The 24014-nt window shown below is 36.9% G+C and carries 19 protein-coding genes; 3 read left to right on the top strand and 16 right to left on the bottom strand.

All coding sequences use genetic code 11. From position 1 onward, the window contains the following. Window positions 1-256 precede the first annotated feature (256 nt). Window positions 257-1603, bottom strand: coding sequence for a fibronectin type III domain-containing protein (locus tag PSF86_RS05030; RefSeq protein ID WP_277898965.1), 1347 nt, complete (start codon window positions 1601-1603; stop codon window positions 257-259). 140 nt (window positions 1604-1743) lie between these two features. Beyond that, window positions 1744-1920 carry an adenylosuccinate synthetase gene (locus PSF86_RS05025; RefSeq protein ID WP_277898964.1) on the bottom strand — a complete coding sequence of 59 codons (177 nt, stop codon included), beginning with the start codon at window positions 1918-1920 and terminating at the stop codon, window positions 1744-1746. Between the two features lie 191 nt (window positions 1921-2111). On the opposite strand from PSF86_RS05025, the gene PSF86_RS05020 reads away from it, so the two are divergent. After that, complete coding sequence (locus PSF86_RS05020) at window positions 2112-2855, top strand: tyrosine-protein phosphatase (protein WP_277898963.1); 744 nt, start codon at window positions 2112-2114, stop codon at window positions 2853-2855. Here the strand turns inward: PSF86_RS05020 and PSF86_RS05015 are convergent. From PSF86_RS05015 to PSF86_RS05000, 4 genes are read right to left on the bottom strand one after another with little or no spacing between them, the layout of a single operon-like run. Next, on the bottom strand, window positions 2852-5182 hold the full coding sequence (locus tag PSF86_RS05015; RefSeq protein WP_277898962.1) for a GumC family protein: 2331 nt from the start codon (window positions 5180-5182) through the stop codon (window positions 2852-2854). The genes PSF86_RS05020 and PSF86_RS05015 overlap by 4 nt on opposite strands. Then, a complete protein-coding gene (locus tag PSF86_RS05010; protein ID WP_277898961.1) occupies window positions 5182-5949 on the bottom strand; it encodes a polysaccharide biosynthesis/export family protein in 768 nt (255 codons plus the stop codon). Before PSF86_RS05010 ends, PSF86_RS05015 begins: the two co-directional genes overlap by 1 nt. Window positions 5950-5971: 22 nt before the next feature. After that, window positions 5972-7936 (bottom strand): polysaccharide biosynthesis protein, encoded by a 1965-nt coding sequence (locus tag PSF86_RS05005; RefSeq protein WP_277898960.1) that lies wholly within the window; start codon window positions 7934-7936, stop codon window positions 5972-5974. Next, window positions 7933-9066, bottom strand: a complete 1134-nt coding sequence (locus PSF86_RS05000; protein ID WP_277898959.1) for a DegT/DnrJ/EryC1/StrS family aminotransferase — start codon at window positions 9064-9066, stop codon at window positions 7933-7935. Before PSF86_RS05000 ends, PSF86_RS05005 begins: the two co-directional genes overlap by 4 nt. Before the next feature lie 565 nt (window positions 9067-9631). Here PSF86_RS05000 and PSF86_RS04995 point away from each other — a divergent pair. After that, complete coding sequence (locus PSF86_RS04995; RefSeq protein ID WP_277898958.1) at window positions 9632-11032, top strand: nucleotide sugar dehydrogenase; 1401 nt, start codon at window positions 9632-9634, stop codon at window positions 11030-11032. A 368-nt stretch (window positions 11033-11400) separates the two neighbouring features. On the opposite strand, the gene PSF86_RS04990 is transcribed toward PSF86_RS04995, so the two are convergent. The 9 genes from PSF86_RS04990 to PSF86_RS04950 are packed head-to-tail and all read right to left on the bottom strand — an operon-like array spanning window position 11401 to window position 20902. Further along, complete coding sequence (locus PSF86_RS04990) at window positions 11401-12534, bottom strand: glycosyltransferase family 4 protein (protein ID WP_277898957.1); 1134 nt, start codon at window positions 12532-12534, stop codon at window positions 11401-11403. Continuing rightward, window positions 12531-13508: a glycosyltransferase family 2 protein gene (locus PSF86_RS04985; RefSeq protein WP_277898956.1), complete on the bottom strand. Its 978-nt coding sequence runs from the start codon at window positions 13506-13508 to the stop codon at window positions 12531-12533. The genes PSF86_RS04990 and PSF86_RS04985 overlap by 4 nt, the downstream gene beginning before the upstream one ends. A gap of 7 nt (window positions 13509-13515) precedes the next feature. Then, window positions 13516-14613 (bottom strand): EpsG family protein, encoded by a 1098-nt coding sequence (locus PSF86_RS04980; RefSeq protein WP_277898955.1) that lies wholly within the window; start codon window positions 14611-14613, stop codon window positions 13516-13518. Between the two features lie 6 nt (window positions 14614-14619). Next, the gene (locus PSF86_RS04975; RefSeq protein WP_277898954.1) at window positions 14620-15696 is read right to left on the bottom strand and encodes a polysaccharide pyruvyl transferase family protein; all 1077 of its coding nucleotides are present in this window, start codon (window positions 15694-15696) and stop codon (window positions 14620-14622) included. Next, window positions 15678-16697, bottom strand: a complete 1020-nt coding sequence (locus PSF86_RS04970; RefSeq protein ID WP_277898953.1) for a glycosyltransferase family 2 protein — start codon at window positions 16695-16697, stop codon at window positions 15678-15680. Before PSF86_RS04970 ends, PSF86_RS04975 begins: the two co-directional genes overlap by 19 nt. Next, window positions 16694-17248 (bottom strand): serine acetyltransferase, encoded by a 555-nt coding sequence (locus tag PSF86_RS04965; RefSeq protein WP_277898952.1) that lies wholly within the window; start codon window positions 17246-17248, stop codon window positions 16694-16696. The genes PSF86_RS04970 and PSF86_RS04965 overlap by 4 nt, the downstream gene beginning before the upstream one ends. 7 nt (window positions 17249-17255) lie before the next feature. Then, window positions 17256-18380, bottom strand: a complete 1125-nt coding sequence (locus PSF86_RS04960; protein WP_277898951.1) for a glycosyltransferase — start codon at window positions 18378-18380, stop codon at window positions 17256-17258. Between the two features lies 1 nt (window position 18381). Further along, window positions 18382-19383, bottom strand: a complete 1002-nt coding sequence (locus tag PSF86_RS04955) for a glycosyltransferase (protein WP_277898950.1) — start codon at window positions 19381-19383, stop codon at window positions 18382-18384. A gap of 1 nt (window position 19384) precedes the next feature. Then, window positions 19385-20902: a lipopolysaccharide biosynthesis protein gene (locus tag PSF86_RS04950; RefSeq protein WP_277898949.1), complete on the bottom strand. Its 1518-nt coding sequence runs from the start codon at window positions 20900-20902 to the stop codon at window positions 19385-19387. 337 nt (window positions 20903-21239) lie between these two features. On the opposite strand from PSF86_RS04950, the gene PSF86_RS04945 reads away from it, so the two are divergent. Then, window positions 21240-21506, top strand: coding sequence for a hypothetical protein (locus PSF86_RS04945; protein ID WP_277898948.1), 267 nt, complete (start codon window positions 21240-21242; stop codon window positions 21504-21506). 305 nt (window positions 21507-21811) lie between these two features. On the opposite strand, the gene PSF86_RS04940 is transcribed toward PSF86_RS04945, so the two are convergent. Then, entirely contained in the window at window positions 21812-23698 is a 1887-nt protein-coding gene (locus PSF86_RS04940) for a right-handed parallel beta-helix repeat-containing protein (protein ID WP_277898947.1), read from the bottom strand. Window positions 23699-24014: the final 316 nt, after the last annotated feature.

Here is a 24014-nt window from a genome sequence, read left to right as displayed (position 1 = left end):
TAAAGCAATTAAAAAGACATCAAGATTAAGCCTCTATAGCAACATAAAAAACTTTGTGAACTATGAATTTGATTATATAAAATCGTTTTAAACACAAATCTGAAATTTAAATACCTAAAAGAAAATGCTTAATATAAGCTCACAAATTGTTCAAAACCACAATTAACAGTATTATAAACTATCTAAAAAAACAAAAAAGCTGCTATTTACCTGTGTAAAATAGCAGCTTTTTAAAATATTATACCTGAAGCTGGTTTTAGTCGGTTGTTGGAACAATTTTATCTATTATATGGATAATCCCATTGGTGGCTTTTATGTCTTTAATTATAATTTTAGCCTCCCCGTTTATAACAATATTCCCACTGCCGTCTTCTGTTATGGTAAGATCTTCGTTTAGCCCGTTTGTAACAATTGCTTCGGCAATTAGTTCCTGTGCCGTAAATTCTCCTTCAACTACATGGTTAACAATTAGGCGGTTAAGCACAAATCCGCCGGGAAGGGTTCCATAGGCAGTAAACGCCGCGTTGTTGGGCGCAAATACCGTAAACGGACCATCTTCTTCCAGATTTGCCGTCATCCCGGTGCTTTCCAGTACCGTTTGCAGCGTAGATAGATCGTCGCGGGCAACAATAATATCTATGACCGAATCGGTTATGGGCTCGGCAGAGGTACTTGCAGTATATGCATCACTTAATTCTGAAACATTTCCAGACGCATCCATTGCCTGTACGGTAAATTCATATGAGTTGTCCGGGGCTAAGCCGGTAACTTCCATGGTTGTGCCCGAAACCCTGCCAATACTGACGCCGTCTTGAAAAACTTCGTATTCGCTAATAGCTTCATTGTCGGTAGAGGCTGTCCATGTTAAGGTTAGTGTTGTAGAAGCAATATCGGTTGCTTGTATGTTGGTTGGTACGGTAGGCTCCTCGGTATCTTCACCAGACAGTGTCGTGGCCGTTATGGTCGCGCTTTTTTCTGATAGGTTCCCTGCAAGATCCTCGGCAACGACATAAAATTCATATTCGGTTCCTGTTGCAAGATTGTCTACCGTAAATACTACTTCACCATTGGTTTTACCTATACTGGTTCCGTTCTGGAAAACTTCGTAATCGGTAACTTCGTTGTTATCGGTGGAGGCTTCCCAAGAAAGTTCCATGGAAGACGCTGTAATATTTGTTGCCTGCAAATTGGCGGGAGGACTTGGTTTTTCTGTGTCCTCTTCATCAGCAGTTGTTACGGTTAAAGGGTCGCTCATGGAAGATGCATTGTCTTCTCCATCCAACGCTTGTACAGAAAATTCGTAACTGGTATTGGCCATAAGTCCGCTTATTTCAAGGGATGCATTCCCTCCGCTAAGTCCAATACTCTCGCCGTCCTGAAAGACTTCGTAATTGGTTACCTTAACGTTATCGGTGGCGGCTTCCCAAGATAATTGTAGCGATTCGGTTTTTACGTTACTGGCGCTTAGGCCCGTGGGTACGGTTGGTGCTTCGGTGTCGCTTAAAAGTTGGTCTAATGTTTCCCTGTCGTCATTACAAGAAATTGTAAATAAAATCATTACGGACAAGCATAGTTGCCCGAACTTCATGGCTGCGTTTTTCATTAGATTTAGATGTAATTTATATTAATGGTACAATTGATAAATTACATACGTTTAAAAAGGGGAAATAAGACTATAACACCCATTGTTTTAACATATTATGATTAGTTATCCCGCTAATTGTGGATAGAAAGCGTAAAAAATCATTCATTTTTTTTATTGCGTCTCTTTTTTCTCCATGTTAAATAGAAGATTATAATTAAAACGGGGATTACAATATAAAAAGTAACATCAATCCACGAACTCAGGTCAATGGGATCGTTGTTTCCCGGTTTCGGAATGCCGTCTGGCGTTTGTAATATGTTGCTTAATATCATCATTCTATGTAAAATTAACTACTAAAATATACAATTTTAAAATGTGATAGATAAGTATTTTTTTACATTTAACTTTTTTATTGGGGTTAAAATTACAGAGAAAGGAATTTCTTTATGTATACAATATATTTAATATAAAATTGCCTCAATAAAAAACATAATTGTTATTTTGGTACTGTAAATTATTAACCCCTATGCTATTATTTCCCAAAAAAAGGAGGCTGGCAGACCGTTTTAAAGACTTTGTCGACATACATTGCCATATAATTCCGGGCATAGACGATGGTGCGAAAAACCTTTACGAATCTTTTTACTTAATTAACAGGGCCATGAATATGGGTATTACCGGCTTTATTGCCACCCCACACGTATTATCGGATTTATACCCAAATACCCCGCAAACTATCGCTAATGGTTATGATGAGATAAAAAAGTATTTGGAAGAAAAGAAAATAACTCCTTCGGTTTTTAACGTGGCCGCAGAATATATGGTAGACAGTGAATTTGAAAAACTTTTGGAAGACAAAAATCTCTTGTTTTTAAAAGACCGCTATGTATTGATTGAGTTGCCCTTTTTACAGGTTCCAATGAACATGGAACGAATTATCGAGCAGCTTACGGCAAACAATTATATTCCAGTTTTGGCACACCCCGAACGATACCGTTATTTTCACCATCAACAGTTTTTGCTTAAAAATTTAAAGGAAATGGGGTGCCTATTGCAACTAAATGCTTTATCCTTAGGGAATTATTACGGAAAGAGTATCCATAAAATGGCCGTAGACCTTGTAAATTCGGGTTACATTTCTTTTATAGGAACAGACATACACAACCAGCAACACATTTCTAAGCTTGAGGAGGTTGTTTTAACAAAGGCAATCGATCATGAAATCAGTAAAATTATAGAGAATACCAAAAACACTTTCGGTACCGTTTAAAACCATTTCTTCTTTTTGTTGTCCTTTTGAATGTATCCGTACCCCATTTTGGCCCCATACCCCAAATTGGCTGCCTTTACGTCGTTAATAATCAACGATATGTTTTTTAGCTTTTTATCAATATAAAGTTCCTTTACGAAGCTCAACAATGACTTTTCGGTATAGTTGGCACGCGTAACATATATAGTCCTGTCGGCATATTTGCTAATCAAAACGGTATCTGTAACAGGCAATGTCGGTGCCGTATCGACCAAAATAACATCGTATTTGTCTTTTACCGTTTTAAACAAGGTATCCAACCGATTGTCCATTAATAATTCGGCCGGATTGGGCGGTATTTTTCCCGATTGAATAACATCCAAGCTGTTAAAAGATAAAACTGGCTTGATAATATCGTCTATTTCGGCATCACCATGAAGGTATTCTGAAAGCCCTATTTGCGAACTATTTGTAATAAAATTGGTCAAGCTTGGCTTTCTAATATCGGCGCCAATAAGCAAAACATTTTTATTTGAGTATGCATAAACAGTAGCCAGATTGTACGATACAAACGACTTTCCTTCACCCGGAATGGTAGATGTAACATAAATTACCTCTCCTTTACCACTGTCTTTTTTGTTAAAAAGATAGTCAATGTTCGTCCTTAATATCCTAAAAGATTCTGCAAGGACAGAACGGTCGTTTACCTGTATTGTAAGCTCTTTTTTATGTTCAATATGCGGTAATTGAACCAAAACGGACATATTGGGAAGTGTCTCTGTAATATCTTCCTTTTTATGAATTTTGGTGTCCAGCAATTCTTTAAAATAAATAAAGCCAAAAGGTAACAACAGACCTAAAAACAAACTGGCAAAATATATTTTTGTTCCAGACGATATTGGCCTATAGCTACTGTATGCCGGCTCTATTACTTTGGCACTTGGAGAGGTAGCTGCCATAGAAATGGCAGATTCTTCCCGCTTTTGCAATAAGTATAGGTAAATGGTTTCCTTAATGTTTTGTTGTCGTTGGATATCCCTGTTTTTCCTTTCTTGGCCTGGTACAGAAGAAATCCTGGAATTAATAAGGTCTTCTTGAGCCCTTAAATTGCTTGTTTGTATGTTAATTGTGCTCTTTAAATTATTTAAACTTTGCTGCATGGAAGACCTAAGGCCGTTTAATTGCTGGTCTAGTTGTACCACTATGGGGTTGTTTTCCCCCGACGTTTTTAACAGCCGCTGACGCTCCAGAACAAGTTCATTGTACTTGGTTGTTATGGACGAAATATTAGGGTCGGACAGCCCAATGTTCGTGGGCAAGAGTTCGTTGTTTTCCTGAGACCCAATATAATCGCTCATATAGTTTACTGTATTGAGCTCTGTCCCTAATTGGATTAAATTTTGTTCGTTTTGGGCGCCGCTCTCTAAAAATATCCCCGCTTCTGAAGTAATATCCGTTAGTTTGTTGCCTACCTTAAAGCGTTCCTTGGTTAAGTCTACTTCAGAAAGGTCGGTAGCTATTAAGTTTATACGTTCGTCTATAAACTCGGATGTTGCTTTGGCTACCTGATTTTTTTCTTCGATGGAAGATTGGTTGTATACTTCCGTTAGTTTGTTTACAATATCTTTTGCTTTATCCTGTACCGGATCTGTCAAGTATATTGATACAATATTTGACCCTTTTGAGATAGACGACACTGAAAGCTTGTTTTTATAGTGTTCCCGCACGCTGCTTACAGGTTTTATTACAACTTTTAATGGCTCTCCTGTATATTTTTTAAAATACTGCAAATTGGGTATCACAATAAGGCTACCTAAACTGGTTGGTACGTTTTCCCCAAATAAATATGTCTTTGGCTGCCTATCGTTAATGGCATAATTAAAACTTGTTTCAGAAATAATGGTAATGGTAAAGCGCAAGGAAGATTTATTAATAACCGAGTCCTTGGCCAGAAAATTTAGGGTAAATGGCTGATTTTGATATATTTCAACATCGCTAATACGGCCTTGTGCAAAAATTTGAAGGTTAAGCTTTAAATCTTCAACCACGGTCTGCATAAGTTCCCTTGACTTGAGCACCTGTATTTCCCCTTCTACTTTTGTAGAGCTAAAAGGGGTTTCCGACAATCCTTCCAAAACAGAAGCCTCGGGAGAAAGTTTAGTTTCATCGGCAATTAAAATAGTGGCTTCGGCACCATAAATTGGTTTGGAATAACGAAGAACCGCAAATGCTATGGCCACGCATACCAAAAGACTAAAAACAAACCAATACCATTTCTTTAAATAAGGTTTTATAAACTCTTTAATGTTGACCTTGGATGGTGTTTCCTGTATATCTTGTAAATTCATTATCGTGTAATTGCAATAATAGCAGTAAGCATGATAGAAAATAACGAAAGCCCTATCGTTAACCTACTGTCCAGGTTAGATGTTTTTACTACTGAATTGTTTGGCTCTATGTAAACCACATCATTCTGTGTTAGGTAATATACCGGAGAATGTATAAACTCCTTGGTAGTTAAATTGATACGCGTATACGTTTTTGCCCCGTTAAAGTCTCTTATTACCAATACGTTATCGCGCCTTCCTTTAATATCCAGGTCTCCTGCCAGGCCAATGGCTTCTAAAATGGTTATCCTTTCGCCGGCCACGTTGTATGTTCCCGGTTGCCTTACCTGCCCTAAAACCGTAACCCTAAAGTTTTTTATCCTAATGTTAACAATGGGGTCTTTTAAATATCCGCCATCTATCAACTTTGTCCTGAACAGTTCTTTTGCTTCAGAAGTAGATAACCCCAATAATTTTATCTTCCCCAAAACGGGAAAATCAATAAAACCTTCTTTATCAATTACATATTCCAGTTCCTGTATATCTTCGCCGGAACCCTTGGTTAAATTAAAGGGCGTTGTTGCGGCCATGTCGAAACTGGAAATATAAATACTTAAAATATCGTCTATTTTAAATTTTGGCTCGAAAGTATTGGTTTCTACCTCTGTTTCAAATTGTTGGGCATTTTGCAAATAAACAATATCCTTACGTGATCCGCAGGAAATTAAAAACAGCATAATAAAGAGCGTAGTTATCTTAATGTAATTATTTATTTCACTAATAATCATTTCGTTAGGTATTTAGCAAGTATTATAAATTGTAACTATGGGGAACAAAGTTTAGCGATTGCAATATGGTATAATTGGGCATGGTGGTTTGCAGTACTTTGGTGTCCAAATGTTCGTAATCGGAGTTTTTGGATACAAATTCGGGCACAATCTCCTTGAGTTTCTTTACAATAATATTTTTGTCGTGATATAAGTTTAAAATACAAAGAGCATCTATTCTGGCTTTTAGTTTTTCGTAGTCCATCTCTTTTACCTTGCTTATCATAATTTTTTCGTGGTATGTCGGCAAGGTATTTTCGCCATTGGCCAAAAGTTCTTCATAGAGTTTTTCCCCGGGCCTAAGTCCGGTAATTTTTATGTCTATATCTTCCGGATAGCGTAGTCCAGAAAGACGGATCATGTTTTTTGCCAGGCTCATGATCTTTACACTCTCGCCCATGTCGAAAATAAAAATCTCTCCTCCCTGCCCCATTGTTCCGGCCTCCAAGACCAATTGCGAGGCTTCGGGGATGGTCATAAAATACCGCGTTACATCTTTATGGGTAACGGTTAGCGGCCCGCCTTTTTCCAATTGTTTTTTAAATAACGGGATTACCGATCCGTTAGACCCCAAAACGTTTCCAAACCTTGTGGTTATAAATTTTGTGTGCTTGGACTCTTTTTGGAGGCTTCCAATATAAATCTCGGCAGTACGTTTGGTAGCGCCCATTACATTGGTTGGGTTTACGGCTTTGTCGGTAGAAACAAATACAAATTTGTCCACTTTATACTTTAATGCCATTTTAGAAACAATGCGTGTCCCGCCAACATTAATTTTTACGGCCTCATAAGGATTGTGTTCCATTAAGGGTACGTGCTTGTATGCTGCTGCATGAAAAATAATATTGGGTTTATAGGTTTCAAAAACACTTTCCAGTGCGTGTTGGTCCCTGACATCGGTTACAATGGGATAGAAATTGTTTACCCCGCCCTGTTTTAATTCCTGCTGAAGGTCGTATAGGGCAGATTCGGCAATATCTACCAAGATGAGCTTCTTAAAATTAAAAGCCGATAATTGTCTGGATATCTCGCTCCCTATGGATCCCGCCGCCCCGGTAACAAGCAATACTTTTCCGTCGAACTCCTTTTTAAGCTCCTTATTTTCAATATTGATGGGCGTTCTGTCTAACAAATCTTCCAGTTGAATGGGTTTTATTTGATTGACGCTCAGTTCGCCGTTCATCCATTTATCAATGGGCGGCACCACTTTTATATTGGGCACAACATCAATTAATTCATCTATGTTCTTTCTCAGTGTTGAAGATGAAGTATTTTGAATGGCTACTATAATTTCGTTTATTTGATGCTTTTTTATAAAAGCTTCGTTTACAGAAGTCCTTCCTATTATTTTGGTCCCGTTTATGCTGTTTCCTATTTTGTCTTCGCTATCTTCTATAAACGCTACTACTTTATTTTTTTGGTCCATATTATTAACCAGCGCATTGTGGGTCATAATCCCCGATTCTCCTGCACCGTATATCAATATATGCTTTGTAGACTTTAACTTACAGTTAATGTATTGGTAGGCTATTTTAAAAACAAGCCTGGTTTTTGCCAGTACAACAAAGTTTAAAAAGGCGTGCATTATTATAATGGATTTAGGGATGGTAATTCCCGGAACCATGGCCAGTTCTTTATTGGTTACTACAAAAACCGATGTTAAAACGGCCAAAAGCATTGTGGCCAAAAATATTTTCATTAAATCTTTTACACCCGTATACCTTATCACTCCTTTATAAGACCCTGTAATTAAAAAACTCATAAGTGCCAGAACCCCGACAATTGGCATTTCTTTTAAAAAACTGCCTACATTAAAATTTAACGTTAAGTGAAAACGTATAAAATACACCAAAAAGAGCGTAATCAATACCAGCATTATATCTATAGCCAGTACCAGCCATTTGGAGGCATATCTCGGGGCTTTGGAAATTAGGTATTTGTAAATCATCTCAGTAAGGTATTTTTAATTAGGTTGGTTACTTTTTCCAGGTCTTCTTCAACAAGGTTAGAACCACTGGGCAAGCAGAGGCCCCTGTCGAAAAGCATTTCAGATACACCGTTGGTATATGCAAGGGCATTTTTAAATACCGGTTGCAGGTGCATGGGTTTCCATAAAGGCCGGGAATCTATGTTTTCATTTTCCAGGCACAAGCGTACTCTTTCCCTTTCTTCGTAGGAATTTAAAAGAATTGTGGTCAACCATCGGTTGGACTTCGTTCCTTCCGGTTCCCTTAAAAAATAAATACCCGGTATATTTTCAAGACGTTCACGGTAATATTGATAATTCTTCCTTCTTGCCAATACGCGGTCGTTAAGCACTTCCATCTGTCCTCTTCCTATTCCGGCTACAACATTGCTCATACGGTAATTGTAACCAACCACGGAATGCTGATAATGAGGTGCATTGTCCCTAGCCTGTGTTGCCAGAAAAACGGCTTTTTTCTTTAATTCCTTATTTTGCGTAACAAGTGCCCCGCCCCCGGAAGTTGTAATAATTTTGTTTCCGTTGAACGATAAAATGGATATATCTCCAAGTGTTCCGCATTTTATGCCAAGATATTCGCTCCCCAATGCTTCTGCACTGTCTTCAATTACCGGGATATTGTATTTCTTGCTTATTTGGTTAATGGCCAAGGCATCGTAAGGCATTCCATATAAATGGACTGCCACTATTGCTTTTGGTTTTTTGTTTTTTTGTATCCTTTTTATAATTGCTTCTTCCAATAATGCTGCCGAAATGTTCCAGGTATCCGCTTCGCTGTCTATAAAAATGGGGTTGGCACCTTGGTACAAAATCGGGTTGGCAGATGCCGAAAAGGTAAAACTCTGGCAAAGCACATCGTCTCCAGGACCAACGCCTAACAGTACAAGCGCTAAATGAATTGCAGAAGTACCCGAAGCTACAGCGGCCACATGCACATCTTCTTTTAAATATAAGGCTATGGCTTCTTCAAAAGCATCTACATTTGGGCCCAAAGGCGCTACCCAATTGGTTGAAAAAGCTTCGGCTACATATTTTTGTTCGGTGCCGCCCAAGTGTGGTGATGATAACCATATTTTTTTGTTTGTTGCAATCATTTTACTCTTATCTTTTTCATAAGAGTTAAGCGAGAAAGTAAGATTTTGGTTGGTTGGCAAAAACAAAAAAGCAATTGCCCCTTGTTTTTTAAATGCACCGAAATAATAAGAATAAAAACTTAAGATGAAGTTACATAGCAATTTGATTGCCAGATAAGTATAAGCTTTTTCAATATTAAATCAATACGTTGCTATTAATCAATTAAATATCAAAAAAGAACAGTGTAAAAGTAATAAAGTATTCAATGAACAAATTGCTAATTCGGTGAACGACGGATTAAATTCGGTTAACTACTTTTTTGTAAACAAAACGTTAAAAAAATGGTATTTTATCGTCTTTATATGCATTTCTTCTTGCTTTATTCGCATTGATATCGTAATTCTCTTACAGAAACGCCATTTTAAAGAACAAATGAAGTTCATTGTCGATTATCATAAATTTAATAGAGTAGTTTCCAAGAAGACTTTATATTTGTATCGTCTTTTTTATTTGTGGCAATGTAAACTTGTTGCAATTATTATAAAACCCACGATTCTATAATAAATTACTTTCAAAAAAAATAACGTGAAAAAAATAAATAAAATCTGCTGTATCGGTGCAGGATATGTTGGCGGGCCCACCATGTCTGTAATTGCTTATAAATGCCCAGGTATAGAAGTTACCGTTGTAGACATTAACGAAAAAAGAATTGATGCATGGAACGATAAGAACCTGGATAATTTACCCGTTTACGAACCCGGACTAAAAGAGATTGTTGCCGAAACCAGAGGTAAAAACCTATTTTTTTCTACCCAAATAGACAAGGCCATTGATGAGGCAGACATGATATTTATCTCGGTAAACACTCCTACCAAAACCTATGGTAAAGGTAAAGGGCAGGCAGCAGACCTTAAATATATCGAATTGTGTGCCCGCAATATTGCCAAAGTTGCAAAAACCGATAAAATTGTAGTGGAAAAATCTACCCTACCGGTACGCACGGCCCAAGCCATAAAAAACATTTTGGATAATACGGGAAACCATGTAAATTTTGAAATTTTGTCAAATCCCGAGTTTCTGGCAGAAGGGACTGCCATTAACGATTTGTTGTATGCAGATAGGATTCTTATTGGTGGAGACGATACCCCCTCGGGAACAGAGGCCAAAGATGCCCTTGCCGCTATTTACGGGCATTGGTTGCCCGACAATAAAATTTTAAAAACCAACATATGGTCGTCCGAGCTTTCCAAACTGGTAGCAAATGCCTTTTTGGCACAGCGTATCTCGTCTATTAATTCTATTTCTGCACTTTGCGAAAAAACCGATGCCAATGTACAAGAAGTCTCTAAGGCAATTGGCCTAGATAGTAGAATTGGCCCTAAATTTTTAAATGCTTCTGTTGGATTTGGCGGTTCTTGTTTTCAAAAAGATATCCTCAACCTTGTATATATTGCCAAAACATATGGTTTAAATGAAGTTTCCGATTACTGGGAGCAGGTTATCCTTATAAACGACTATCAAAAAAGAAGGTTTGCCAATAATATTGTTAGCTCACTGTACAACACCGTTTCCGGTAAAAAAATTGTTTTCTACGGATGGGCCTTTAAAAAGGATACAAACGATACCCGTGAATCGGCCGCTATTTATGTAGCCGATGCCCTGTTGGATGAACAGGCCGAAATTGTGGTATACGACCCAAAAGTATCCGAAGAACGTATTTATGCCGATCTGGATTACCTTAATACCCGTACCGAAGAAGAAAACCGGAAACTGGTTACCGTTGTAAAAGAACCCGTTGAAGCTACCAAAGAAGCGCATGCCATTGCCGTTTTAACTGAATGGGACGAGTTTAAAAAATACGACTGGGAAACTATCTATAAAAACATGTTGAAGCCTGCCTTTGTCTTTGACGGAAGAAGGATACTTGACAAAGAAAAACTCGACACATTAGGCTTTAATTATTACCGCATTGGCGAAGGAGCTTGAGTTTGTTGATATGCTGTTATGTTGTTACGATGCTATGACGCTATTTTGTTGAGAGGTGAGAGAATCAAAGTTACAGAGGGACAGAGTTGCAAAGGTTCAAAGTTGCAAAGATTCAACTAACAACGAGTAAAGTTCCAGTCACTTCGACGAAGGAGAAGTCACATAAAGTAATGAGTCAATAAGTTAATGAAGAAAGGGTTTTTCTAGTTTAGAGTTGAGAGTTTAGAAGGTTCAAGTTTCAGGTTTTAAATATCGCTAACATAAAACAATTAACTAACCCCTAATCACTTTTCCCTATTCCCTAATAACAATTAACCATTAACAATTAACTAACCCCTAATCACTATTCAAGGTTTGGGGAGGCTTCGTTATTTACAGATATCGCTATATGTAGACAATGCTTTATTCCAAAGAGTTTTTTGATTGTATTTGTTTATAACACAATCTCTTGCCTGATTGCTTAAAATTGTTATTTTTTCAGGATGGGTTATAATTTCTTCCATGGCCTTCATCAAGGCTTCCATGTTTTTTGGCGGAATTAAAATTCCGTTATAATCATTTTGTATAATTTCATTACAACCCGTAATATCTGAAGATATGGCGGGCGTTTTCATGGCGGCAGCTTCCATTAATACAATTCCAAAACCTTCTCTGTATGATGGAAATGTAAAGATGTCCATTAATTTTAAAAAGGGTTTTACATCTTTTTGGTACCCTACGTGAAATATTCCGGGATGTGTTTTTATTTGATCCTTTATTTTGTGTGATACAGGATCCTGAATATCTTCATATATACCTACCAATAACAGTCGGATATGTGAGTATTCGTCATAAAGGGAAGAAAATGCCGATACGAGCTCGTTAATGCCTTTGTCGCCCACAAGTCGGCCTACATATCCAAAAATAATGTTCTCCTTTGTAAATTTTACTCCTTTAATTTGGGCTGTTACTACATTATCGGGATTAAAAACCTCTGTATTGATTCCGTTAATGCTCCCATTCCATATAATTTCAACCGGTTTGGAAGTTATTTTATCCTTGTATAGCGTACTTTTTACGCCATGACTTACAGAAAATACATGTGTGGCACAATTGCAGGCAATCCGTTCCATGCACATTAAAAATTTTCTTTTAATGCCCGATGTGCCTTCGTAGCGCAAACCGTGTAAAAAGTAAATCCTGATCGGGGTTTTATTAAAATACGATGCCAGCATACTAAGCAACCCCCCTTTTGGGGTATTGCCATGAACTACTTTTGGTTGTATTTTTTTTATGAGCCTATATAGTTTGTACAAGCTTTGAATATCGTTTAATAATGAAATTTCTCTTTTAATAGTTATGGCGTATGTTTTTACCTTTTCGGTTTCTTCAAAATTTTGCAATCGTTCTCCGGGGCTTGAAACTGCTTCTACATTAAAACGTTTTTTTAACACCTGAACTTGCCCCCTAAAAAAATTTAAAGACTGTGGAACTGTGGTTACTATTAAAAAAGTATCTTTCATTTTTTATGAGGCTTAGCTTTGTAAAATTGGCTAAAAAGCCATTCATTGTTAGAAAAAACTTTAAAAAGTTCTCTTTTTTTATTTGTAGACCTAAACTGCAAAGGATATAGATTTATATTTTTTAACTGACAGATTATTTCTTTAAAAAAGGAATAGTCTTTGGTTTTTGTAAAAAGTATCTTTAGTAATGTAATGGTTTGCTCGTTTACCTTTTCCCTACTTTTTTTATAAGCAACGGAATTTTTAGTGATGATATCTTTGCTAAAACAATCTATTTTTTTAATTGCATCTAAAATATCGGTGACCAATTTTTTGTTTTTTAACTCATTGTGGCTTCTGGTAATAGATCCCGTGGTTTGCACAAAACTGGAAACAATGGTGTTTACTCCCATAATTTTTTCTGCCAGAAAAACAGCTTTAAAGTTAAACTCAACATCTTCTACATATACCTTTTCCCTAAATTGAAGTTTGTTTTTTTGTAAAAACGCCTTTTTATAGAGCCTAACGCAAGCCGATTGATGATAGCCGTGGCTAAAATATTCGGCTCCAGAATAGGCTTTGCCTGTTAATAGTTGTTTTACGGTATAGATTACCTTGCCATCTTCCTGTATTCCCTGTGCGCCAAAATCTAAGATGTCCAAATTGTTGTCAAGGGCTGTTGTAATAATCTCTTTTAAAACATTTTCGTTTAAGTAATCATCAGAATCCAAAAACAAAACATACGTTCCTTCGGCATGGTTTACCCCCGTGTTTCTTGCACCGCCAAGTCCCTTGTTTTTTTGGGAAACAGTTTTAATATTGGTATGTTTTTTGGTCAGCTTATTAACTATTTCCATGCTGTTGTCGGGGGTTTCGTCATCAACTACTACTATTTCATAATCGTTTTTGTCCAAATTCTGCTTTAGCGTAGACAGTATACATCTTTCAATATACTTTTCAACATTATAAACAGGTATTACAATACTTAAATGCATAACTAGACTATAGATTAGGTTTTACAAAATTCAATAAATAGGTAAAGAGGAAATACATCAATAAAACAATACCTAAAACCTGATGTTGATAATTAAAAAACCTTTTTTTAAGAAAAGGATAAAAAATTACCACGGCCAACATAAACCAAGACAAATAGGCAAACCTGTTTGAAAAATTGGCCGTAATTATCAAAATCCAAAAAGCATTAGATATTAAATAGGTGCCATAAATACGATGATACATTTTGTCGGTAAACTTTTTCTTGAAAATAAAATACCATCCGGCAAATGTTCCGGTGGCACTGTACAATAAAAAATCCCATCTAAAACCTGTATTCGAAAAAGCACTTTTATCAACATCGGCCAATAAATATTGACTTAAGCGGTCGTCGGCAAAACCCAAGCTTGTAAATATCATAATAAACAGTGAACCAAAGACCAACGAAAGTGGAATTGCCGCAAACCATGCAATTAAATATGCCTTTGGAAAATTTAAAAAGAATGTAATCACATAAGCGGCGGTAGGCAAGTACATAGATTGATGGAAGGTACACGATAGAAAAACAATTAACCCCGAAACAATGGGCTTTTTGTGGTATGAAAGCCCCAAAATAAAAATTGATGTGGCCATTCCGTTTCTAATGCCGTTTACACCATAGGCATAAAATGAAAATGAAGCAACGAGGGCAATAAAGCAATAGATCCAGTAATTTTTAAAAAACCTCCTGCATGCTACGGCCAATGGCAAAATATAAATACAGGCACAGATAAAAAAGAAACCATTAATCGTGGTAACCAAGGCCGAAAACTTTACTAAAAAGCCAAAACCAAAATCGCTACCGATATCTATGGGACTTCCGGAAATTTCCCGTTGAAACATATATGCATAAGTGGTCATGTCTATAAATTCCCCGCTTATGGGCCTTAACCCAATAAAGAATAGTATAAACAGGGCATATGGCCAGCCAATAAGCCCAAGGTATTGTTGAACCTTTTTATCCTGATAGTCCATAATCTGCGTATGGAATACCGTAAGGAGTATTACGGCCGCCTGCATATTATAAAAAACGGTACCATATTTTTCTATGGGAAAAAGGTCGAACATAGTTGGTTATTTAATAAGGTCTTTAAAATCTTTGTAATTGTTTATCAGTGATATTTGTTTGCTTTCTTCCCCGTTAATGGCCAAATCCATGGCTTTGGGTATTGCGGCAAAATCATACTCTTTTATCAATGTTATTTTTTTATTGTGTTTTATCCATTCGTAAGACTGGATTATTTTATGGTTGTTGTTAAGGAAAACCAGGGCAGGGGTATTGGTGATATGACAAAAAATCATTCCGTGCAGCCTGTCGGTAACAACAAGTTCTGCCTTTTTAAAGGCCTCCCAGATGGCAAAAAGTGCTGTCAGCCTTTTTTTCATGGAAAGCTGCGTTCCGCCTACATGGGTATCGTAATAATTATGGAGTTTAAACCTTTTTTTAGTGTACTCGATTAATTGTTTTTCTTGTGCGGGATTTAGTTTCTTTTCTTTGTCTTCCCGTAGGCAAATAATAATTCCTTCCCTTTTATATTTGGGAATTGTCCTGTTTAATGTCATAACAATATCGGGCAATAGCAATACTTTGTTGTTGGGAAAGTTGTCTTTAAAAAAGCGATACGATTTTTCTTCTCTTGCTATTAAGGTTAAATGTTGGTGAGAGCCATACACCTTTTTTGCGGTGTCCAACTTTTTTCTTCCGTCGGGAGCAATAGAAAAATCTATTGTTTGAGGAAAAGACACTATTTTGTTGTTCGGAAATGCTTCTATTACCAACTGCCTAAAATATTCTATTTGGTGGTAAAGGTCGCCCATGTTCCCACCGCCAACAGTAGTTATTATATCGTTGGGCGTAACCAGTTTTTTTACCATTGTTAATCCTTGCAAGGTTTTGCTTATGGGAATTTCAATAACCTGCCGTTCCGGGAAACATTGCTTTAAAAATGCATGTTGGGCATAGGTAATGGCCACATCGCCAAGGTTTCCGTAATCGGCTGCCAAAAAAATATAAACGCGGGACTTTTTATTGTTGAAACGAAAGAAAGGTTTTTTTGAGCCCGAATATTTTAGCTTTGCCAAGTGCAACCGTACTTTGGTCTCAAAAGAAATCCCCTTTTTTATTTTTTTAATTATGCTGTCTTTTTCCATGTCTTTAGATACATTGTTAAGGTTACCAATCTGTATTTGATTATTTTTTTGTAGATGAAATCAATTTTAGACACCGGGACATACCAGTTGATGTATTTCTTTGTTTCGGTATTTTGAAACATTTGGTCGATGTACATTTTTTTTTCTGAAGCCGTTAAGTTATTTTCATAGAGCAACAGGTTGTTAATGCAATATTGTATACCAAGAACGAGGTTATGGGCCAGTGCTTTGTTAACAGCTGCTTCGGTATAGTTCCAGTTGTTAAGAAAAGCTTCAATGGCCTTGTGTTTTTTCAAAATAAGGTCGAAAGAATCTTTATGGTAGGTTTTTATAAGTGTTTCTACATTTCTGTTGATATAATGATATAAATGTTCTTTTATAATAATTACCGCACTTGCTTTACAATAGGCCCTAGAGTTAAAAAGCATATCTTCTACAAGGGAAATTCCTTTATCGAAGCGGAGATTATACGTATCTATTATTTTTTTAGAATATACTTTGTTCCATGCATAGCCCAATAAATTGAGGAGTTCCGCCGATAATTCCGGAGGCGATGTCAATGTCCTTAAAAAATGAGCATTTTTGTAGGCTATTTTTTGTTGCTGAAGCAATTTGCCGTTATCGGTTTCGGTATCCAGAAAATAGCCAAAAACATATATATCGGCAGGTGAGACGGTTATTTTGTGCACAATGGTCTCCAGCAGATTGTTTTCAATCCAATCGTCGCTGTCAATAAAATATAGGTAATCTCCTTTTGCACGGTCAATACCGTAGTTCCTTGCATCAGACAAGCCACCGTTGGGTTTGCTCAGGATTGTTACCCGGTCATCTTTTTTTGCATATCCTTTGGCTATTTCCCTGCTTTTATCCGGCGATCCATCATCTACAATAAGCAGCTCAAAATTTGTATATGTTTGGCCAAGAACACTTAAAATACACCTTTCAATATATTTCTCGACCTTATATACGGGCATGACAATAGTAAAAAAGGGATGTTTCATGGCGTTACATATTTAAAGTCGATATAGTTTTCGGTTGCATTTTCCTTTGGGTGTATACTACATTGGCTACTTATCACCACGGCATTGTTGGGCACATCAAAATTCACAAAGCAGTTGGGGGCTATTAAAACATTGTTTCCAATGGTTATGTTTCCAACAATTACCGTATTGGCACCAATCCATACTTCGTTACCAATTTTGGGTGCCCCTTTTTTTTGACCCCTATTTTCCTGGCCAATGGTAACCCCTTGTGCAATATTGCAATTGTTGCCAATAACAGCATCGGGATTTAATACAATATTGCCCACATGGCCAATAAACAGGCCGCCGCCTATTTTGGTGGTTGGCGGTATTTGTACTCCATAGAAATATCCAAAATGGCGTTTTAATATTCTAAAAAAGATGCCTTGTATTGACGAACCACTATATTTTGCCGTTTTTCTGTATAAGAAGGTATACAAAAATGCAGGGTTCAGTAGTTTTTTAATCAACTGTTTACGGCCGGTACTTGCTTGGTACCTATATAGGTCGGCTTTTATTATTGCATCCATTTTAGTATCATTTTAGCAGTGTATCAAAAAGCATTTCTACTTTTCCGGCATTGTTTAGATTTTGGTAGTATGTAGATTTTAACTGTGTTTTCTCTTTAAAAAGATTTATTAAATCTGGGTTTTCCAATAGGTTCAACAAACCGTTATGCAAACCATCTTCGGAGTTTTCCACAATCATTCCCGTATTCCCGTCGTCCAGTATTTCGTCCATTCCGGCACAGGCGGTGGTTAATACCGGGGTGCCCAATATAACCGACTCTGTAACGGCCGTACTGTATCCTTCTTCAAAAGAAGAACACACAAAAAGGTCGCACTTGGCCACATATTTATGCGGGTTGCCCTGAAAGCCCAATAGATAAACGTGGTCTTGCAATTTATTTTCGGCAATAAGCTCAAGCAGCTCATCTTTTAATTCGCCATCACCAATAATATATAGTTTAACATTGCTATGTACCTTTACTATTTGGCCCATTACGTTTACCAGTCTTTTATAGCCTTTTTGGCGGGTAAGCCTTCCAACGGTGCAAAGGTTTACCGTTTGGGGATCAAGCTCGATATTGGTTACTTTTTCCTTTCCGTTATCCAGTATCCACTGTGTTTCCACGACATTATGGATAACATATCCTTTAGAGCGGTCAATGTCTGCTATTTCTATTAAGGAAGCCAAGGAGCGCTTGGAAACGGCAACAACGGCATCGAATTTTTCATAGCAATGAACCATTTCTTTGGTTGATTGAAATACCTTTTCAATGCCAAAATTTTCAAGGTCGATATGCAGCCACGATATAAGTTTTGTTCCCTGGTGCGGGCAACCGCTTACCATGCGGGTTGGAACGCCTTCCAGGTATGCAACGATTACGTTGTATTTGCCCTTTATGAACAATTTGAACAATTGCCTTGGCGTAAGTATTTTTTGAATGACCGACCACCCCCTGAAGACTTTCTTGAAAATAAACTTTTGCTTAATTGCTGGATCGAGCCCGTTTCTATTGATGCCTTCTTCAAAATAAGTCAACAGCGTTACATCGTACTTGGTTAAATCTATGGAATTCAATAAATTAACAAGTACCTTTTCGGCACCGCCACCCCTTAAGTCGGGATGAACAAATAATATGGTTGGTTTATGTATCATATTAAAACTTTAGTAATGGCTTTATGGGGAAGTATATTTTATTTTTAAAGCAAAAGATAACGAGCCTCAACCTGATCGGGATGTTACCGGAAGCTTTATAAAACCGAAAACAATATTGGTACATTTCGTTGTTACGTAATGCTTTTATCCTTTTTAATTGATAGCCATCGGGGTGGTTTAGCTCGTTTACCAATATAAAAAACAAGCTATGCTCTATATAATATCTTGAAAAATCAACTGTATATTCCCTGTCGGTCAATCCATAGTGCCGGTATATGTCCAGCTTACTTTTAAACTGATTTAAAAGATGCTTGGTAAGGTTGGGCTTAAAATGCCTTTGTGTAATAGACAAGGGGTTGTTTACATAATGATAGAAGGCATCCTCAATGGCATAAATTCCATTGGCGTTTAGGTAACAGAGTAAATTGAAGGTAGAATCTACGCCGACCCTTAAATTTTCGTCATGGCGGATGTTGTTTTTATCCAGAAGCTCCTTCTTAATTAGGTTGGTCCATGTAAACCATAACAATTTAGAAGCATGGGAATCTTTTTTTAAAAGCGACAAAAAATCGTTTTTGGAAAGAACGTTGTTCTTGGGGAAAGGAGTGCTCCTTTTTTCAGAGCGACCATTTTGCTGGTAAAAGTAATTGTAATTTACAATATCTACATTTTGTTCCTTGGCTATTGCAAGGGCTGTTTTGCATAAGTCGGGTTCAATATAATCATCGCTGTCCAAGATTAGAACATATTCCCCTTTGGCTACCAAATAGCCTTTGTTAACGGCAAATGGTTTTCCACTGTTTTTTTGTGTTATTAATTTAAACCTGGCATCTTCTTCTTTAAATTTCCCGCATATGTTATTAGAGTTGTCCGTAGAGCCATCATCAACGGCAATAACCTCGATGGTTTTTAAGGTTTGCGACAATATAGAGGCAATGCATTTCTCCAATTGCTTTTCGGCATTGTAAACAGGGACTATTATGGAGATATCTACGGGGTTCATTTTAAGAACTTTTAATAGTGTTTAATTTTTTAAATGAAGTTTTTATCAATTCCTTTTCAAAATCATCAAGAGAAAAGTATATACATGTAAAATAGATCATGGAATAAATAAGTACTTTAACTGAAAAAATGTACCAGCCCGAACCTTGTATTTGGGCAATGCATAGATATCCCACGGCAATGGCAACAAGAAACGATATAAAAAGTGGCAATGTTCTGGAAAAGTAATGTGCCATATTAATAGCGAGGCTCTTTTTTAAATACCACCAAATGCAGGCCCTTTCTATAAACATAAAAACAACCGTGCAGACTATAAGCCCCAATGCTCCATAAATAAGGGAGTAATACCAACCCAGCATAAAGCCCAGCAAGGTGGTAACAATTAGGGTTACCCCCCTGAACGTCATTTTGTTGTGTGCCTGTAAAATATTATTGGCAAACCCCTGGCTTAGAATAAACGTAAGGCCGATCATGATAAGCAGGGTGTAGCTATAAGCTTCTGTAAATTCGCTGCCTACCCAAAGTATAATAAATTGCTTTCCGGTAAGTATAAAACCGCCAAAAACAAACAATAAAACCAACAGTAGGATTCTAGATATTTTTATAAACGTATCGGTAACAATAACGCTGGGCTCGTTTTTTACTACCATTTTCATTGCCTTAGGCTGAAATAAAGAAGAAATGGCCCCCGAAAAAGCGCCATAATAAGTCCCCAAGGTTACCCCTACCGCATAAATGGCCACAATGGCCGTCTCGTAGTTCAGGCCAAGGATAACCTGCCCAAATTGCCACCTAAGCTGATTAACGATACTGAAGATAAAAATCCAAATGGAATACCCTAAAATTGTTTTCAGCAAAACTTTATCAAACTTGTACAAGCGTATTTTTACTTTCAGCTTTTTAAAAACAACATAGGCCACACTGGCCATAAAAAGCAGGTTCATACACGTATCTACTATTACAATGCCAATAGAATTTGCTCCCATGAGCAAAATGGCAACAATCAATACCGAGCGGATAATGTAGCGTATAATGCTAATTGTTTTTGGTGCAATAAATTCTTCATATCCATTACATATTCCGGTAAAGGCGCCCCCGGGCAGGGTAATAGAAAGGTTGAATATTAAAATGCCGGCCATTATTTTGGCTTTCCTTAGTTCTTCGGCATTCATGGTATCTCCAAACAGCCCGTTAATGTTAAAGTATAATACAAGGCCAACAACTACAATAATCAATGAGATAATGGCATACATTATAAAGCACAGGGCCAGAAAGTTGGCTTCTTCCTTTTTGTTGTTTTCGGCACGGTACTTTGCCACAAACCTTATTATGGTATTGTTAAGCCCTAGGTCCAATACGCTCATATACCCAATAAAAGCACCTATCATGGTATAGAGACCATACTCTGAAGCACCTAAGGACCTAATGATAAATGGAGTAAGCAGGATGCCAACAATATTGGTTAGAAATATTGTTGCATACGATAGAATAGCACCACCTTTTATTTGCTTTGATAACATGTTGTTATTGTAAATTCAATTAACATTTATGGTTGCTATTAATCCTATTTAATGACAATTGAATTACCGTAAGCCGGGGGTATAAACATGTGCATAATTAAGCGACCAAGCTTAAAAGGGTTGCCGTGTTTATGTTGTTAAAGATCAAAAAAAACTTCTAAACTGTGTAGATAATAATTTGAAATGCAAAATATTTAGGTTGAATGGCACTTTATAATATATTGAGTTAAAAATTGGTTAATGAATGATTAAAGTTCTGGTTTTTGGTATTGATTAATTGTTAATAGGTTTTCTGGCTGTATGTTTAAAGGTTGAAGTTGAAAATTCATGGTTGCAGTTGGCACAATGTAAGTGGCGGCCGGTAGTTTTGGGTTTGCAGTTGGCACAATATAGATGGCGGTTGACAATTCTAGGTTTTGGGATGGTAGTTCTGGGTTTGCAGTTGGCAAAATGTAGTTGGCAGTCGGTAGTTTTGGGTTTGCAGTTGGCAAAATGTAGTTGGCAGTCGGCAGTTCTGGGTTTTGGGACGGCAGTTCTAGGTTTTGGGACGGTAGTTCTGGAATTGCAGTCGGCAGAACTCAGTTGGCTGTTTTTTATCAATTGATAATTATTGTTAGGGAAATTGTTAATTGTTATTAGTTAATAGGCTAACTAATGCTAACAACGAAAAAGTGACTAGAGCTCTACTAGTTAATCATTGTTAGATGAATTTTGGAACTTTGCAACTTTGAACCTCTGCAACTCTGAACCCTCAACTCTAAACTAGAAAAACCCTTTTCTTATTAACTTATTGACTAATTGCCTTATTAATAATATGCAACTTCGATCCCGACGCTATTATTGGTCGGGATCGAAGCGACATTAAACATTATTTTATGATATGATTATAGTGGGCAATCCAAATAAAATTTATTCCATTTTATTATTCTGCAATACTATATTCTCGGAATTGATTTGCTCGACCTCCGTATTCATACTACTGTTTTTTATGGTGATGTTTTTACAGTTATCCAGATACAGCTCTCTAGAAGATGAAAATTTACATTCATCAAAAGTAATACGTTCGCTGGAGCTGCCAATAGCATCGTTCAAATTGGTCAAGTATAATGGGCGGTGTGTCACGCTAATATCTTCACCTTTTATGGTTACGTTTTTTGCAACCGTAGTTTTGCCCATTGCAAAATATGCATAACTCACGTCCCTGTCGCTAACAAATACATTGTTTCCTATTTCGGCATCTTCTATATTGGTAATGTAAATGGCTTGCTTAAAGTCATAAAATTCGTTTCCATTCACTTTTACATTAAAGCTTCCTACACGGATAGAAGTATCGTATCCCGCTATTTTGTTGTTGCTTGCCTCGATATTATATGTCAACTCTTCATTTGCAACGGTATAATGGTCAAAACCAATACCTACATTTGTTTGGATATCCGGTTTTGCTTTCATGGTATTTCCGGTAATCTTCACATCATGACCTGCGTTAATCCCTATTCTGTTATCCATTGTATTGTTTTCTATGTTGATAAAATCAGCAGTAAAAACAAGTACATCGGCCACATGATTGCCCGTAAATTTATTATTTTTAATGGTAACGTTTTCCAACTGCTCATATGCATAAAGCGAGCCGTCGTCTTTTCTCTCCCTGTATGCTTCAAGGTCGATTCCTATTTCCGGGGCAGTCCCCTCGTAATCTTTACCAGAACCGTGTTCGCCCCCGGCTCCCGAAATGGTACAGTTTTCTACCGTAATACCACTCCCGTCGGTTATTGAAATATTGTTTCTTCGGCATTTATCTATAAAGCTGTTGCTTATCACCACATTTTCAGATTGAAAGTTTCCATCCTTAATAGAACCGTCCCTTTCCCGTATAGAAGAACCTTGTACCATAATTCCGTCGCCACTTCCTTCGTAAATATTTACATTATCAACAACTACGTTATGCGAACCCAATATCATGAGCAGGCCACCATATTCATGGGTATTTCTTGAAACGCCAACTTCATCTACAACCGCAGAATAATCGTGTGTGTAACGGTCTCCTACTAAATTCCCACCTTCAATGGTTATATTTTGGCCTTTAAAAGTAGTAAGAAGCCTGCTGAAGGGGTTATTAGTAGGTTGTACCCTAAGAAATGTATTGTCGCTCATAAGAATATGTGTATCCGTAGGTACTTTAATGGAATTATCAGCATAACTATACGGAGGATGATTTGTAAGGCGCTTTCCATAGAAATAGGCATCCAATTTATCAATTTCAAAAACCTCGCCGCCAATTTCATGAGTAAGTTCTAATGCAACATTTATATGTTCTTTATTCTGAAAGGCATTTTCATCAGAAGTTTTGCCTTCCACCATATCCCATCGGGAAGGTTCGAAAATAAAATGGGGGTGTTCTATTTTTACATCGCCGTCTATTTTCAGGTCAATATTTAATAACTGACCATCGATTACCCCGTCTCCGGAAAAATCCAAACTTCCGTTTACTATTTCTCCACCGTCGAAATTTAATTTTACACCCGATGCCAATTGAATGGACTTACCGCCCAAATCGTAATCGCAACTAATGTTAAGGGAAGCATTTGCCTCTGTAGCGGCAAAATCGTAATCACAGGGAATATCTACCGCATCTGTAATTACATTATAGGGATCGTCTGAATCTTCAGGATCCGGATCGATTATTTCCATATTATCATCCTCTCCATTAATTAAAGACTCCAAAGCCTTATCATCTGTACAGGACGTGAAAAAAATCATCAATAAAATCAACAGCATCGACCAGCTATTTTTTTTCATGGTTAAGTTCTTTTAAAATTAATTTTAGTATTGAGGCTTGTTTAAAAACAATAGACGAAATGCATATATTACCGACAAAATACCTCTTTATGTATACGTTGTATAACTCCGTTTGGACTACAAGTCGTACAATAAAAATGTTAAATTTTATCAATACATCACAAAATACTGTTTTTCAACGATTTAAATATAAATATTAATTTTATATTAAAACAAAAAAAATAATAGCGACCCTATAAATTACTGATTAACAAGATTATATACTTCGATTTAAAGATTTATTTTGCAGAAAATGAGTCTATTTACTAAAATACTG

The organism is Galbibacter pacificus (assembly GCF_029603165.1).
Taxonomy (GTDB): Bacteria; Bacteroidota; Bacteroidia; order Flavobacteriales; family Flavobacteriaceae; genus Galbibacter; species Galbibacter pacificus.
The sequence above is the reverse complement of the archived record's forward strand: the minus strand, read 5'-3'. Positions and strand labels throughout refer to the sequence as shown.

Coding starts and splice junctions, on each gene's coding strand:
- PSF86_RS05030 (WP_277898965.1), bottom strand. CDS start 1,603: ATGAAAAACGCAGCCATGAAGTTCGGGCAACTATGCTTGTCCGTAATG.
- PSF86_RS05025 (WP_277898964.1), bottom strand. CDS start 1,920: ATGATGATATTAAGCAACATATTACAAACGCCAGACGGCATTCCGAAA.
- PSF86_RS05020 (WP_277898963.1), top strand. CDS start 2,112: ATGCTATTATTTCCCAAAAAAAGGAGGCTGGCAGACCGTTTTAAAGAC.
- PSF86_RS05015 (WP_277898962.1), bottom strand. CDS start 5,182: ATGAATTTACAAGATATACAGGAAACACCATCCAAGGTCAACATTAAA.
- PSF86_RS05010 (WP_277898961.1), bottom strand. CDS start 5,949: ATGATTATTAGTGAAATAAATAATTACATTAAGATAACTACGCTCTTT.
- PSF86_RS05005 (WP_277898960.1), bottom strand. CDS start 7,936: ATGATTTACAAATACCTAATTTCCAAAGCCCCGAGATATGCCTCCAAA.
- PSF86_RS05000 (WP_277898959.1), bottom strand. CDS start 9,066: ATGATTGCAACAAACAAAAAAATATGGTTATCATCACCACACTTGGGC.
- PSF86_RS04990 (WP_277898957.1), bottom strand. CDS start 12,534: ATGAAAGATACTTTTTTAATAGTAACCACAGTTCCACAGTCTTTAAAT.
- PSF86_RS04985 (WP_277898956.1), bottom strand. CDS start 13,508: ATGCATTTAAGTATTGTAATACCTGTTTATAATGTTGAAAAGTATATT.
- PSF86_RS04980 (WP_277898955.1), bottom strand. CDS start 14,613: ATGTTCGACCTTTTTCCCATAGAAAAATATGGTACCGTTTTTTATAAT.
- PSF86_RS04975 (WP_277898954.1), bottom strand. CDS start 15,696: ATGGAAAAAGACAGCATAATTAAAAAAATAAAAAAGGGGATTTCTTTT.
- PSF86_RS04970 (WP_277898953.1), bottom strand. CDS start 16,697: ATGAAACATCCCTTTTTTACTATTGTCATGCCCGTATATAAGGTCGAG.
- PSF86_RS04965 (WP_277898952.1), bottom strand. CDS start 17,248: ATGGATGCAATAATAAAAGCCGACCTATATAGGTACCAAGCAAGTACC.
- PSF86_RS04960 (WP_277898951.1), bottom strand. CDS start 18,380: ATGATACATAAACCAACCATATTATTTGTTCATCCCGACTTAAGGGGT.
- PSF86_RS04955 (WP_277898950.1), bottom strand. CDS start 19,383: ATGAACCCCGTAGATATCTCCATAATAGTCCCTGTTTACAATGCCGAA.
- PSF86_RS04950 (WP_277898949.1), bottom strand. CDS start 20,902: ATGTTATCAAAGCAAATAAAAGGTGGTGCTATTCTATCGTATGCAACA.
- PSF86_RS04940 (WP_277898947.1), bottom strand. CDS start 23,698: ATGAAAAAAAATAGCTGGTCGATGCTGTTGATTTTATTGATGATTTTT.